The sequence below is a fragment of the Maribacter sp. BPC-D8 genome, from assembly GCF_035207705.1.
Lineage (GTDB): Bacteria > Bacteroidota > Bacteroidia > Flavobacteriales > Flavobacteriaceae > Maribacter.
Window position 1 is genome coordinate 2,743,682 of the sequence record NZ_CP128187.1, and the last position, 14,522, is coordinate 2,758,203.

The 14,522-nt window shown below is 36.1% G+C and carries 13 protein-coding genes; 4 read left to right on the forward strand and 9 right to left on the reverse strand.

Annotation, left to right across the window (positions count from 1 at the left end; genetic code table 11):
- Positions 1–128 precede the first annotated feature (128 nt).
- On the forward strand, positions 129–1,406 hold the full coding sequence (locus QSV08_RS12290) for a replication-associated recombination protein A (RefSeq protein WP_324023631.1): 1,278 nt from the start codon (positions 129–131) through the stop codon (positions 1,404–1,406).
- Here QSV08_RS12290 and QSV08_RS12295 read toward each other — a convergent pair.
- From QSV08_RS12295 to radC, 6 genes are all read right to left on the reverse strand, one after another.
- Positions 1,403–2,305, reverse strand: a complete 903-nt coding sequence (locus QSV08_RS12295; protein ID WP_324023632.1) for a hypothetical protein — start codon at positions 2,303–2,305, stop codon at positions 1,403–1,405. The genes QSV08_RS12290 and QSV08_RS12295 overlap by 4 nt on opposite strands.
- Positions 2,306–2,381: 76 nt before the next feature.
- Entirely contained in the window at positions 2,382–3,824 is a 1,443-nt protein-coding gene (locus QSV08_RS12300) for a DUF5723 family protein (RefSeq protein WP_324023633.1), read from the reverse strand.
- Complete coding sequence (locus QSV08_RS12305) at positions 3,821–4,369, reverse strand: hypothetical protein (RefSeq protein ID WP_324023634.1); 549 nt, start codon at positions 4,367–4,369, stop codon at positions 3,821–3,823. Before QSV08_RS12305 ends, QSV08_RS12300 begins: the two co-directional genes overlap by 4 nt.
- A gap of 49 nt (positions 4,370–4,418) precedes the next feature.
- Positions 4,419–5,108 carry a YjjG family noncanonical pyrimidine nucleotidase gene (locus QSV08_RS12310; RefSeq protein ID WP_324023635.1) on the reverse strand — a complete coding sequence of 230 codons (690 nt, stop codon included), beginning with the start codon at positions 5,106–5,108 and terminating at the stop codon, positions 4,419–4,421.
- Complete coding sequence (locus tag QSV08_RS12315) at positions 5,101–6,348, reverse strand: polysaccharide deacetylase family protein (protein WP_324023636.1); 1,248 nt, start codon at positions 6,346–6,348, stop codon at positions 5,101–5,103. Before QSV08_RS12315 ends, QSV08_RS12310 begins: the two co-directional genes overlap by 8 nt.
- 48 nt (positions 6,349–6,396) lie before the next feature.
- Positions 6,397–7,095, reverse strand: coding sequence for a RadC family protein (radC, locus tag QSV08_RS12320; protein ID WP_324023637.1), 699 nt, complete (start codon positions 7,093–7,095; stop codon positions 6,397–6,399).
- Between the two features lie 62 nt (positions 7,096–7,157).
- Between radC and QSV08_RS12325 the strand changes: the two genes are divergently transcribed.
- The gene (locus tag QSV08_RS12325) at positions 7,158–7,601 is read left to right on the forward strand and encodes a DUF1569 domain-containing protein (RefSeq protein ID WP_324023638.1); all 444 of its coding nucleotides are present in this window, start codon (positions 7,158–7,160) and stop codon (positions 7,599–7,601) included.
- 445 nt (positions 7,602–8,046) lie between these two features.
- Here the strand turns inward: QSV08_RS12325 and QSV08_RS12330 are convergent, their stop codons facing one another.
- From QSV08_RS12330 to QSV08_RS12340, 3 genes are all read right to left on the reverse strand, one after another.
- Positions 8,047–8,823 (reverse strand): hypothetical protein, encoded by a 777-nt coding sequence (locus QSV08_RS12330; RefSeq protein WP_324023639.1) that lies wholly within the window; start codon positions 8,821–8,823, stop codon positions 8,047–8,049.
- An 11-nt stretch (positions 8,824–8,834) separates the two neighbouring features.
- Positions 8,835–9,038 carry a hypothetical protein gene (locus QSV08_RS12335; RefSeq protein ID WP_324023640.1) on the reverse strand — a complete coding sequence of 68 codons (204 nt, stop codon included), beginning with the start codon at positions 9,036–9,038 and terminating at the stop codon, positions 8,835–8,837.
- Positions 9,039–9,099: 61 nt separating this feature from the next.
- Complete coding sequence (locus QSV08_RS12340; protein ID WP_324023641.1) at positions 9,100–10,461, reverse strand: UDP-N-acetylmuramate--L-alanine ligase; 1,362 nt, start codon at positions 10,459–10,461, stop codon at positions 9,100–9,102.
- Between the two features lie 251 nt (positions 10,462–10,712).
- On the opposite strand from QSV08_RS12340, the gene QSV08_RS12345 reads away from it, so the two are divergent.
- Positions 10,713–13,565 (forward strand): gliding motility-associated C-terminal domain-containing protein, encoded by a 2,853-nt coding sequence (locus tag QSV08_RS12345; RefSeq protein WP_324023642.1) that lies wholly within the window; start codon positions 10,713–10,715, stop codon positions 13,563–13,565.
- A gap of 3 nt (positions 13,566–13,568) precedes the next feature.
- Positions 13,569–14,522: a type IX secretion system membrane protein PorP/SprF gene (locus tag QSV08_RS12350; protein WP_324023643.1), complete on the forward strand. Its 954-nt coding sequence runs from the start codon at positions 13,569–13,571 to the stop codon at positions 14,520–14,522.

The window sequence follows — 14,522 nt, forward strand, 5'->3', positions numbered from 1 at the left end:
TTGTATTTGAATAACAATTATACTACCAACGTTTACAAATTGGTCATATTGTCATTCGAATCCTTACTTAACAATCAATTGGCACGCAACTTTTTTATTCTCATTTAAGTTTAGTATACTTTTGTACTATGAACGAACCTTTAGCAGAACGCGTACGGCCCAAAACATTAGACGAATATATTAGTCAACATCATTTGGTGGGTGAAAAGGGCTCACTGACGCATCAAATTAAAAAAGGTATTATTCCATCATTAATACTTTGGGGACCTCCTGGCACGGGTAAAACGACCTTAGCTAACATTATTGCCGAGCAAAGCAAAAGACCCTTCTATATTTTAAGTGCTATCAATAGTGGTGTAAAAGACATTCGAGAAGTAATCGATAAAGCGAAGCAAGCTGGCGGATTATTTACTGCTAAAAACCCTATTTTATTTATTGATGAGATACACCGTTTCAGCAAATCTCAACAAGACTCTCTTTTGGCAGCTGTTGAAAAAGGATGGGTTACGTTAATTGGTGCTACCACAGAAAACCCCAGTTTTGAGGTGATACCTGCCCTACTCTCTCGTTGTCAGGTATATGTTTTAAATGCCTTCGGAAAAGACGATTTAGAAAACCTTATAAAAAGGGCAATGGAAAAAGACACCTTGCTAAAGTCTAAAAATATTGAACTTAAAGAAACGGAAGCGTTGTTACGTTTGTCTGGAGGCGATGGCAGAAAATTACTAAATATTTTTGAGCTTGTAGTCAATTCTGAAGCAGGTGACAATATTGTCATCACCAACGAATTGGTATTATCTAAAGTTCAGAAGAATACGGTGTTGTATGATAAAACAGGTGAGCAACATTATGATATTATCTCGTCTTTTATAAAATCTATTAGAGGGAGCGACCCTAACGGCGCCGTATATTGGTTGGCACGAATGATCGAAGGTGGTGAAGATGTAAAATTCATTGCCCGTAGAATGCTTATTTCAGCATCAGAAGATATTGGTTTAGCAAACCCAACTGCTTTGGTGATGGCAAATACCACCTTTCAAGCTGTTACCGCTATTGGTTACCCAGAAGCGCGTATTGTATTAAGCCAATGTGCTATTTACCTTGCAACCTCAGCAAAAAGTAATGCTAGTTATATGGCAATCGGCAAAGCGCAGCAAGTTGTAAAACAAACGGGGAATTTGACCGTACCATTACCATTAAGAAATGCACCTACCAAATTAATGAAAGATTTGGGTTACGGACAAGAATATAAATATGCCCACGATTACCAGAATAACTTTGTAGATGCCGAATTTCTACCCGATGAAATTAAGGGTACAACATTCTATAAACCTGGGAATAACGCCAGAGAAAAAGCTCTTAGCGATTTTTTAAAAAACAGGTGGAAGACGAAATATGACTTTTAGAATTTGATATTCAGTTCTTCTTGAACTAGTTTATCGTTTTCATAATATTCAAAAATCCAGTTTCCCTCTTTTTGGTATACCATACCATTTTTGGTATCGGTTTTTGCCATAAAGACATTATCAGCTGAGCTTTTTAATAAATTCATTCTAACCTTAGGCGAACTATCTACCAATTGGTAACCGTTATCGGTTGCCTGAGCATATAACATTTCTTTAGGTGAAGGCTTCTTAACCTCTAAACTCTTGAAAGCAGGCTTCTGAGTTTCTGTCTTTTTAATGTTTGACTCAACGGGTGTAATATCTTTATAATACTGAGTTTTCTCCGTTTCTTCAGAAATTACTGTTGGTTCTCTTTTTACATTTACTTCTTCTGCTGCCTTTTCTGCCTTTAGCACTTTATTGGCTTTAGACTCATCTAGCTTTTTAACGTCATTTCGAAAATTAACGGTAACAGCTTCATCTTTTTTCTCTTTGGCTGTGTAACTATAATTCATGCCGTTAAAAGAGCGCATAGACTCTCTAATAGCTTCGCTGTAAGATGCTTTATATTCCTTTTTTTTGCTGATGCCCTGCATTGTACTAAAAACGACTTTATCATTACAGTCCTTTAAGTTGATGATTGTCTTTGTAGAAAACAAACTACTGTCATCTTGCAAATCTGCCATTACACCTAAACATCTATTAAATTTCAAATCTTCTGGCAATTGATCATCATATACCGCAACAAAACCTTTACCGGTAAAAAGATGTTTTACCAACGTACTTGTTTGGTGTTCGTTCATATTTTTAAAAGCATCAAACTTTTTAGGTACGATGATATATTTATAATCATCTAAATTAGTTTGTGCGAATGAAGAAAATCCTATAAAAGTGAATACTAATGCGATAACTATTTTCAAAACGTTGTAAATTTTAAATTCACGGTAATATATGAAAAAAGCATGCCAAAAAAATAAAAGCAGTGAAGAAGATATACTACTTATTACGCCCCCAAGAAATAATATTCATACCGAATTGAAATGAAGCGTAGTTCGTGGCCGCTATATTATTATAAGATAATAAGTTATCTGCCATTAGGTATAAGTTGACAGGTCCGGCTTGCAGATTCATACCTAAACCTACATTGGTAGAACTAAATTTATCTACGGTATATGTTCCCTTAAGCGCTAAAACATTACCTATTCTGCGCGTATAAAAACCGGTCAACGCCATTTGCGGACCTCTTGGTCGATTGATCATATAAAGTTGCCCACCAACAGAATTTCGATACTTGGTACGCAATTCGCCACCACCAGAAGATCCAGCCGTACAATCGCAACTTTGCGACCCACCATTACCTACAGGCTCACCAAAGTCATTTCTAATTGATGCATACATTTTTGTAGGTCTAAACGAAACATAGCTATTGGTATCAGTATCAAACGGTACAGCACCCTCTACCTCATCTACTAAATCTTGCCAAAAATCACGATCAAGACTCGCAAAATTATCTAGTATATCTATTTCAATACCTTCAACTGTAGTGTTCCCGTTTAAACTATAACTTTTTGTATCCCCAGAATGATAGATAAATCCGACATCTAATAAACTACCCGTTACCGTGGTACGTTCAGACAAGTGATAGGTAAAACCAAGATCTAGACCTAAACCAAGATCACCGCCAAAAAGTGCTCTACTTATAATTTCATTTGCAAGAATACCATCATCATTGGCATCTCTTAAACTTCGCAGTCCAGATGTGCGTAAAAGTAAATCAGCATTTAAATTCGTTGCAATTATATTATTCTGACCCGCTACACTACGTAAATGACCATTATTGGTAGAAGAACTGTAATCTGCTATGGCTGAATACAATTTAGCTCTTGCACCAATTGTTAAATTGCGGTCTATTTTTTTATTGATTCCGAAATGAAAAACATTCACTAAAGAACCACGAACTTTTAAATCGCCCAAATCGTAACTTCTACCCAATTGATCAGCATTACCATCATACAATAGGTATGCATAATCTTGAGGCCAGTAACCTATATTATCAAACTCTAGATATCCCCCGAAGGAGTAGAATATGTTCGGATTCTCACTTCTGAATCCGCCACTCAGATATTCCATTTGTATCGTTGTACTTAATTCATCTTTGGGTGTAAGTACATCTAAAGCCCGTTCTCTAAATTTTATATTAATATCGATGCCATCATTAGCAAAAATATCATTGACGGAAATAGCATTAGAACCCCCATAACCAGAAATACCAGATAATAAAGGCACACCTGCGAACCATTTAAAATCAGATTCTACACCAGGGTTTACAGAAAGGGATTGCGGAATTTCATTAAAGTCATAAAGAATTTGCTTATTCTGAGCTTTTAAACTCAAAGTAAGCAATACGCCAGCTATAAAAAAGCAATGGCATAATCTCATCGTATATCTACAGTAAATTGTGCGCTAGAACGAAGCACTATTGCAGGATCTGGCAAAGTAGAAGAACTACTATTATCACCTAAATTTATAGCTGTCAGCCTTATTTCTGAAGTCGCTTTTATAATATCGAGGCTTTTACCTGTTGCCCCATATGCAACATCTCTTTGTAGCATAGCCGTAGGTGCAGCATCCATATTAAATACTTCAGTATCTAAAACATTTTCAGCTTCATCTAAAAATTCAAGTCTAATTTCTATAGGCTTACTGGTAGTATTCTCTAACTCATAAGTTATAACACCAGACGAGACTCTTTTTGCAAAAAAGGGTTCTTCAAAAGCATCAAAATTAAAATCTTCAGTGTAAAAGCTTAAACCTTCTACCCTATTAATCAATGTTTCTTGAGCTTTTACATAGAAGATGCTAGCTTCATAACTTGGGGTAATAGCTAAATCATCTATCTGATCAAAATCTTGCTCTTCAGAACAAGATGTAACCAGTAGAAGACCTACCAAAGTCAATAATAGAAAACGTACCCCTTTTATCACCTTTTCAAAGTTTAACACATATAGACAGTAGTCTATAGTTATAGTAACTCTATAAAAGGGATTTTATTTCTTGCAAATCGTAAATTATCGGAGCCACATCATGAGTTTCTTCTCTATGCGCATTAAAGTGTATGGTATGAAAACCTAAAGATTTCGCGCCCAAAATATCTGCCTCTAAGCTATCGCCAATCATTATTGATTTTTCTGGTACTACACCAGCTCTATTTAAAGCCAAATTAAAGATAACCGGATTCGGCTTTTTAGCTCCTGCCATTTCAGAATCAATAATCTGATCAAAATAGCTATGAATACCAGAGTTTCTAAGCTTCTTATCTTGAACTTCTTGGAAACCGTTGGTAATGATGTGCAATTTATATTTAGGTTTTAAATAATCTAACACCTCAATAGCATTAGGAAAAAGAGCGTTGAATGAGGATAAATGATTAATATATTCTTCGGATAATAAATGAATTAAATCATCGGTAGCAGGATGCCCCATAGTATCAAAAACCGATTTAAGTCGCTGATACCGTAATTCGGTTTTTGTTATTTTCTCTTCTCTAAACAATTTCCAAAACTTCAAATTTGCTGGTACATAGACTTCTAGAAAGTCTTGTAGTTCAACACCAACTTTATGATCGTTAAATATTTTTTCAAAGGTCAGTGCCGAGTTTTTATCAAAATCCCACAAGGTGTGATCTAAATCAAAAAATACATCTGTTACTTTATCTTCAAACATGTTGTTGTTTTATTACTTCGGTGTACACATTCATCCAATCTCTATCTTCTTTATTACCTAAGACTTCATTAGAGAACATGGTTATAAGCGTACCATTAACTTTTCTAACCTCATCAGTGATCAATTGCACTTGACGCAATACTTCTTGATCTTTCTTAATTTTTGAAAGTGATATATCATGAATCGCAAACGGATGCACTTTTATAGGCTGCTTTACTTCTAACGGAATATCATAAAACTGAAAAGGCGTACAAGTACCGGCTCTAAAACCAAGTTCAAAGGTATACCCCATGGTGTAGTCATTGGTAAACTCTGCCGCAATAAGATTACGATACGTTTGAGGAACATCTACCCTATTATATCGCATTTTACAATTGTTTACTGGTCTATTAATAACCACTTCTAAATTGGATTTTTCTTTCTTTAATAGTTCTAAATCAGAAAATGAACTATAGCTTGCTGCCAATGATACTGGTACATAATCAGCTACATATTTTATTAGCGACTTAAATTTAATACTGTTGATAGATACGTTTTTATCATACTTTGAGTAATCTGCATACTGAAAAAAGAAATTACACCTAATATTATACTTCTTGTGCAAGGCAATTAATTCAGCATAATTGTCATAAGGGTCTTTCCGCCTGTTTAATCCCACTGCTATTCTATCTACAACTCTTTTGAACTTAAATGTCCCAATATCCATTAGCATACCTACCAAACCGCGAACTACTCCTCTATTCGCATAGCAGTGCGAAGTTGCCACATCTATTACCGATACAAAATCATACGATTTACCTTTATGTTCCAAATCTGGAAAACGCTCTTTAAGCGCATCTAATAATTTAAGAGCCCAAATATCTACAACAGGTTTTTGAAGGAATCCGTTTTGGAAAGCGATACTATCTTTCGGAGAAAATCTACCATGAATATCTTTTACATGCGGCAAGTACTCTTCATACCTTGAAAGTAGAAAGAAACTAGCGGCAAAAATATCAAACGGTAGGTTACTACGCTCACCTGCTTGAAAAAAGCAGGGTACATCTTCCCAAACTGCAATATTTAATTCAATATCATTAATACCTTGTTCAAAAAGCAACTCATTACTACGAACAAAAAATTCGTTCTGTAGTGGTTGTTTTGTATACGTTATTTTTGGTCCGGTATGCTTTATAAACTCCTCTACCTTAGTGGTAAAATCAAGTTCTACACCTAATATATTCACGAAGATATGCCTCATGATATAAGTAAGACGTGGTGTGATTTTATGTGTATAAATCAATAACATCTATAGAATTTTTTCATCTGCAAAGCTATAGTAACTTTTTTGGGTAATGATCAAATGATCCAACACTTTAATATCTAAAGTTTCGCTTGCAATTTTTATTTTTTGGGTAATTTGTTTGTCTGCAGCACTAGGTCTTAACGTACCAGATGGGTGATTGTGGGCCAAAATAATTGCAACTGCACCTAATTCTAATGCTTGTTTCATGACTATACGCACATCTACTAAAGTACCTGTTATACCACCTTTACTCAACTGCGCTTTATGCAATACTTTGTTGGAATTATTGAGAAAGAGAATCCAGAATTCTTCATGTTCTAAATCGCCCAATAACGGTTGTAGAATCTCGTATACATCTTTACTGCTACCTATTTTTTCAATTTTAGCGGCATCTTCTCCCCTTCTTCTTCTACCAACTTCTAAAGCCGCTGCAATACTTACTGCTTTAGCTTCACCAATACCTTTAAAGGTCATCAGTTGTTTTATAGAAAGCCTACCTAATTCATTGAGGTTATTATCTACAGATGCCAAAATACGTTTAGATAGTTCAACCGCACTTTCTGATCTACTACCCGAACCTATTAAAATGGCAATCAATTCAGCATCAGATAATACTGAACGACCTTTATGAACTAGCTTTTCTCTTGGCTTATCATCATCTGACCAATTTTTAATAGATAGTGAAGCGGGTTTATCGTGCATTGGCTAAAGATACAGAACAAATTATTTTATGGTAAATTTATACATCAATTAAAAAACCAACCATGAAATCGATTTTAAACGAAGAGGCATACCAAGAAATCAAAAATAGAATCGAACAACTTTCAGAAACTTCTGAAAAAGGTTGGGGTAAAATGACCATTGGGCAAATGGTTTGGCATTGCCAGTACCCGTTAAAATTAGCTATTAAGAATACACCCAACACTTCTAAAGGCAATTGGTTCGTAAAAACGTTTTTTAAAAAGTCGTTATATAATGATAAACCATGGCGTAAAAATTTACCGACTGCACCTCAGCTAAAAACAAAAGAAGATAAGGTATTCAGTACCGAACATGAAACCCTTAAAATTCTGGTGAACGATTTTTATGCAGTACGTGATCGAGAAGAATGGTATCCGCACCCTGCATTCGGACCGTTTACAAAAGAACAATGGGGACAAATGCAATACAAACATTTAGACCACCATTTGAAGCAATTCGGAGTGTAATTTGGTTGTTGGTTGTTGGTTGTTGGTTGTTGGTTGTTGGAAAAAACAAGTTCAAGTTCAAAAGTCAAGTTCAAGTTCAAAACTACACAGTCCTTTTTACTTAATACTTTATACTTATTACTTAGTACTCTTTACTCTATTTTCTATCCTCTATTTTCTCTAACCCAACTTTGTACCTAGTACCTTTTACTTAATACTTAATACTTATTACTTTGTACCTAGTACCTTTTACTAATTACTAATTACTTCGTACTATTTACTTTACACCTCCTATTTAGAGCTCTTTACACTTTTCTTTTACTTTCTAATTAGAATGTAATCCCTAGACAACCATTTAAGATAATTTGGAATTTAATAAAATAACTTTGTTAAGCATGTTCGGTTTTTAGTAAAAAAAAGCCCTTGCAAAAATGACAAGGGCATACAAATTGTTATTTAATGAAGTTTATTCAACGGGCTCAGAAACTTTTTTAATTTCTTCTGCTTTTTGTTTTACTTTTTCTTTGTTGCGTTTAATTACCTCTTCTAACTCGTCAAGCTTTTTCTCTGCATTAGAAATTTTTTCTTCCTTTTGCTTCATAACTTCCTCGTCAGCACCTTTAACTTCTCTTTCCTTCGCTACTTTTTCTTTGGCATTTTTTACTTTTTCTCTACCTTTTTTAAGAACTTCTTCTTTCTCAGTAAGTTCCTTCTCTGTTTCCTCTACCTGCTCTTTGGCTATTGAAGCTCGGTATTTACCGAATTCTTCACCACTCATTTCGCCTTTATCTCTACCGTAAGCTTTGCCATTGTTAGATTTTTCTTTTTTAAGCTTTTTTGCCTTCTTTTCGGCTTCATCGTCTATTTCATCTTCTACATCAAAATCATCATCATTTATCATGTAGTCATCATCATCAAGACCTTTTTCTTTTTTAGCCTTTTGACCTTTCTGTTTCATTTCTTCAGCTTTGCCCTCTTGGCGTTCCGCTTCGTTTTCAACAGATTCTTTAACATCTTCCTTTTTACCTTTGGCCTTATCCTTTATTTTATCTTGACCTTTCTGCTTCTTTTCCTTGGCTTTGCCTTTTTGAAACTCCGCTTCATCTTCAACAGACTTTTGAATTTTTTCTTTTTTCTCCTTACCCTTTGCTTTTCCTTCAGAATTCCCCTGAGAATAACCTGCAGCAGTTGTTAGTGCAAAAAAGAATAACACCAACCCTATATTTTTTATAATAACTTTCATATCCTTTATTTTTAAATGCTATCTAATTCTGATAATGCAGATTCTACCTCTTTTGCCTTACTTTCTACTTCTTTTGAAGTTTCCTTTAAATCTTCTTCAACGGCTTCTATTTTATCTAGTGTTGCATCTAATTGTTCTTGCTCTTTTTCGGTATCTCTACATGAAACTGCACCTAAAAAAATAAAGAATACTACTAAAATGTTTAATTTTTTCACAATTTAAATTTAATGATTAGTGAAAATCAAACGAAAAACACAATCTCATATTGCCTGATTTTTAATTATTTACGATAACATTTCGTAAATGTCCCAAATTAAGTCCACCGTAATTTCCAGAACTCATTAATAATAAGGTAGAATTTTTATAATCTTTATTTTCTACAAATTCATGAAACGAAGCTGCATCGGTAAAAATCTTTAAGTCTTTTCTTTGAAAAGCTTCTGAAATTTGTTCGGGAGTAACTGCTTCTAACTTCTTAATTGCCACAGATTCTGGCAAGAAGAAAATAACTGCTTCATCAGCGGCATCTAAAGCACCTTTGTATTCCTTTAGAAATTCCGGATTAAAACTACTGTACGTATGCAACTCTAAACAGGCAATCAATTTTCTATTTGGGTACTGCTCTTTCACTGCCTTTGTAGTAGCGGCTACTTTGCTTGGGGAGTGTGCAAAATCTTTATAGGCGATACTTGAATTACCCTCTGCTATTTTCTCTAAACGTTTCGATGCTCCTTTAAAAGTAGCAATAGCTTCATAGAAATCATCCTCATCAACACCCATGTTTTGGCAAATCCACTTTGCGCCTGCCAAATTACTTAGGTTATGTTTACCGAAAACCTCAATAGGCATTGGACCTTCATTCGTTTCCAAAAGTGTTTCTCCGTCTTCAACACTATATTCAGGTGTAGTATACGGTAATTTTCTAATGGTATTTTCAGAAGCTTCAACGATTTCCTTTACTGTTTCGTCTTCTATATTATAAGTGATCGAACCACCGTTTACGATACTATCAACAAATATTTTAAACTGCTCTACGTAATTCTCAAAAGTGGGAAACACATTGATATGATCCCAAGCGATACCACTTAACAAAGCAATATTCGGTTGGTATAAATGAAATTTAGGTCTGCGATCTATTGGTGAAGACAAATATTCATCGCCTTCAAGTACGATAAAATCATTATCCTCAGTAAGGTGCACCATTCTATCAAAGCCATCTAACTGTGCCCCTACCATATAATCAACCTCAATATCATGAAAGTTAAGCACATGAAGGATCATTGAAGTAATGGTTGTTTTACCATGGCTACCACCAATAACTACTCTGGTTTTATTTTTAGATTGCTCATATAAAAACTCAGGGTAAGAATAAATCGTAATGCCCAATTCTTGCGCTTTTAGTAATTCTGGGTTATCCGCCTTGGCGTGCATACCTAATACAATAGCATCTAGATCACTAGTGATTTTATCAGAAAACCAGCCAAATTCTTCGGGTAGTAATCCTTTTGCTGCTAATCTAGATTTAGAAGGTTCAAAAATGACGTCGTCACTACCAGTAATAACATATCCTTTGTGTTCTAGCGCCAACGCTAAATTGTGCATGGCACTTCCTCCTATTGCAATAAAATGTATTCGCATTACTAAATTTTAGGTGGCAAAGATACGTATTGCGTATGTATTATTTGGGAATTCCAACAAAACTAGAGCCTAGTAAATCCTTCTAAAAAAGACAGTCTCATCGATGAAATACGTTAATTTTTAACACTTTTTATCACGTTTAGTAGTATTCACCCTACATAATGATGTTTTCACAACATATAATTTCCTACAAATGTTAACGGAAATACCTTTATGCCCTATTCATATATTCAACAACCAATCCCCTATTAATGAATAAATTAAACCTTAGGTTCTTTGCCATTGTGCTTTTTATACTCGGTTTTTCAAACTTAGCCGAAGCACAATGTGCAGGTAATGATGCAAGTATTGAGATTTGCGAAAAAGACCTTGATGTCGCCAATCGTAATTTTGCGCTATTTCCAAGATTAGGCGGCTCCCCTACTGCAGGCGGAACATGGTCTACCACAAACCCAGAAAATTTTTATGCCTTAAACCAAAGCACCGGAATCGTAGATCTCTGGCGTATTAATAATTATGGCACACATTCATTTGTATACACCAATACTGATTGCAATGAAACTGCGACAATAAATATAAACCTTGGTGGTTACCCAGGTGAAGATAATATTGATGGTAGTGCAAATGCCTGCGGAGATGATAATAGTGTAAACCTACACGGCTTTTTAGGCAGTAATGTAGATGGTAAAGTTCAAGATTTTAATGGGCTTTGGGAAGAAGACCCAAGTACCCTTACCGGATTCTTAGAAGAAAACATTTTTAACGCCCAAGCTGCAGGTACAGGTATATACATTTTCACTTATACCGTACCCGATGTAAACACTTGTGCTGGTAGAACGGCTACCGTAGTTCTAGAAGTACACCCACCACCAAACCCTGGTCGACCAACAAGTGTCACTTTTTGTGCGAACGATGATTTTTCAGCGTACACGAATTTTGACCTAAACGACCAACTATTAGGCGAAGACCCAAACGGAACATGGTCAGAAGATGCTACCGGTCAATTGAGCGATTTAAACGATTCGGTCATTGATATTCAAGAATTGTACGACACTTTCGGTTATGGCACCTTCTCATTTGTGTATACTGTTTACCCTACACACCCTGTTTGCGAAAAAAGAGAAGTTACCGTCAATATTGATATTCTACCTGTTTTAGATGGGGACATTACTGCTGAAGATATTTGTATTGAAGAAGATTATGTCGTAGAACTAGCATATGACGAAACGCTATTACACAATGGTGCATTTTTAATTTCATACACTATTGATGGATCGCTTGGGGTTGCAAGCACTTCTCTAATAGACGGAGACGGTCATTTTATTGTCGACCCAACACTAGTGCCCTTAAATGAAACGGTTACTCTTGAAGTAGTTGGTATTACAAGCGTTAGCCCAATTCGAGATGTTTGCCCAACAGTTATTGTACCACCAACCACCTTTTTGGTCGCGAGCTCACAGGCAGACATTGAAGATATTTGTGTGCAGAACGATGCCATCGTACAAATAACAGAAATTCTTGACAACAGCGGTAATTTTGCCAATGGTACTTTCACTACGCAATATGTATTAACGAGACCAGATAAGAGTACAGATACATCAGACTCATTTGATCTAGAGTTTATAAGTGGTAATGCTACGATTACCGTACCGGGAAGCAATTTTTCGGAAGGTGGCGAATATAACTTCAGCCCTACTATTACGAATACATTTGCAACTAACTGCCCTATAGCCGACACTTTTATGGTGACTCCGTTACCAGATGCTATTCAGTTAGATTTGATTATAGACAACAATTGCGATGCCATACAAATAGATGTTTTGGTAGACGCTCCTATTTTACCAGATGGCACCTATACGATAACTTATGATGTTACCGAATTAGGCTCGAATACTGTACTAACAACAAATACTATAAATTTCACGGGTGGTACTGCTGCCTATCAAATAGATGTCGATGCTTTACCTATTGGTAATTATACCGCTAGTGTTCGAAGCATTCAGAATGATACTACACCCTGCCGATTAGATTTTGTGTTCGAAGAGAGCGAAAATTTCTCACGTGGCGGAGTGCCAGAAGCTCCCGTAGCCGATGCCAGCCAGACTTTTTGTTTGAGCGATTTTAGTGGGTTACCCACATTGATGGATATTAATGTTACCGCAGCGGGCGATATCTTATTTTACGATACTAATACAGATACCAATATTCTACCGATTTCAACAGAGCTGATTGACGGTGAAGATTATTTTGTAACCAATAGCGACCCACTTACCAATTGTGAGGGAACCGAACGTGTTCAAATAACGGTCAATTTCAGTAACCCTGATGCACCTACGAGTGATAATAATACTCCGTTGTTCTGCGCAGAAACTAGCCCGACATTGTCGAATATTACTGTAAATGTTATTACAGGCAGTTCTGTTACATGGTTTAGTACGCTCTCTGGCGGTACTGCTTTAGATGCGTCAACCATTTTAGTAGATGGTCAATCTTATTTCGCAGCTACCAATAGCGGTGGTTGTACGAGCACAGATCGTTTAGAAATTACGCCGACAGTAATTACCGTGGCACCAACAGCTATATCTTCAGATGTATTACCTGTTTGTGGTTTAGATGACCCTACGGTTGTAGCATTACGGACTTTAGAAAACGAAACAGCAAATGAAGTATTCTGGTTTATAACCGAAACTGGCGGTACAGCGCTAACAGATGATGTTCCGTTATTAGAAGACACCGTGTATTATGCAGAAAATTATAATTCCCTTACCGGATGTTCTTCTGCAACGCGTATACCTGTAACTGTAGATTTTAGTAATTGTGATCCCGAAAATTATGACTTTTTCATACCTGACGGATTCTCACCAAATGCCGATGGTAGAAACGATACTTTTTTCATTCCGAATATAGAAACCATATTCCCGAATTTCACTTTAGAGATTTTGAACCGATACGGCACAACGCTATTTAAAGGTGACAAAACCAATCCCGCTTGGGATGGTAGAAATGGTTCTGCCACAGCACCAAACGGAGTCTATTTCTATATTATCAATTATAACAAAGGCAATTCAGAACCTATTCAAGGTCGCTTATACTTAAACAGATAACCCATGCACAAGAAAATAACAAACACCACTTGGGGCATCTGCATAGTTATGCTTTTGTTCCTTTTAAAAACACAGGCGCAGCAAGACCCGCAGTATACACAGTATATGTATAACATGAATGTGGTCAACCCTGCTTACACAACCAATCAACCTGGCATGCTTAATTTTGGTACGCTATACAGAACCCAATGGGAAAATGCCGTGGGTGCACCAAAAACGCTGACCTTTTTCGCCCATACTCCGCTATCGGAAAAAATTGAAATGGGTGCCTCTATCATATCTGATGATATTGGCGATGGTTCGTTGAAAGAGAATAACATTTATGTCGATTTCGCTTATATACTTAAGCTAGATGAACAAAGTAATTTGAGCTTAGGTCTAAAAGGAGGTGTCACCACGTTCGAGACCAACTTTAACGGATTCCGACTACCAGAAGTGCAAGATGACCCTGCTTTTAATGAGAATATGAATAACACCTTTCCGAATGTGGGTATTGGTGCATTTTATAATAGAGATAAGTTTTACGCAGGTTTGTCAATTCCGAATTTGTTGACCTCTAAACATCTAGAAAATAGAGATGGTCTAAACCGTATTGGATCAGAAGCTATTCACCTTTTTGGTATGGCAGGTTATGTATTTGACATTAATCCGAACCTGAAACTAAAGCCGTCTGTATTAACCAAAATGGTATCGGGCGCACCAATTACTGCAGATGTCTCTTTCAACGCCTTATTCAATAATCGCTTTGAAGGTGGTGTCTCGTACAGGTTAGATGACTCTGTCAATGCCATGTTCAATATTGCGGTTATACCTTCTGTACGAATAGGCTATGCTTACGATTACACCTTGTCTAATTTAGGCGCATTCAATAATGGATCACATGAAATTTTCGTGCTGTTCGACCTAGACCTTTGGGGACTCAAAAAAGGCTATGATAAATCTCCTAGATTCTACTAA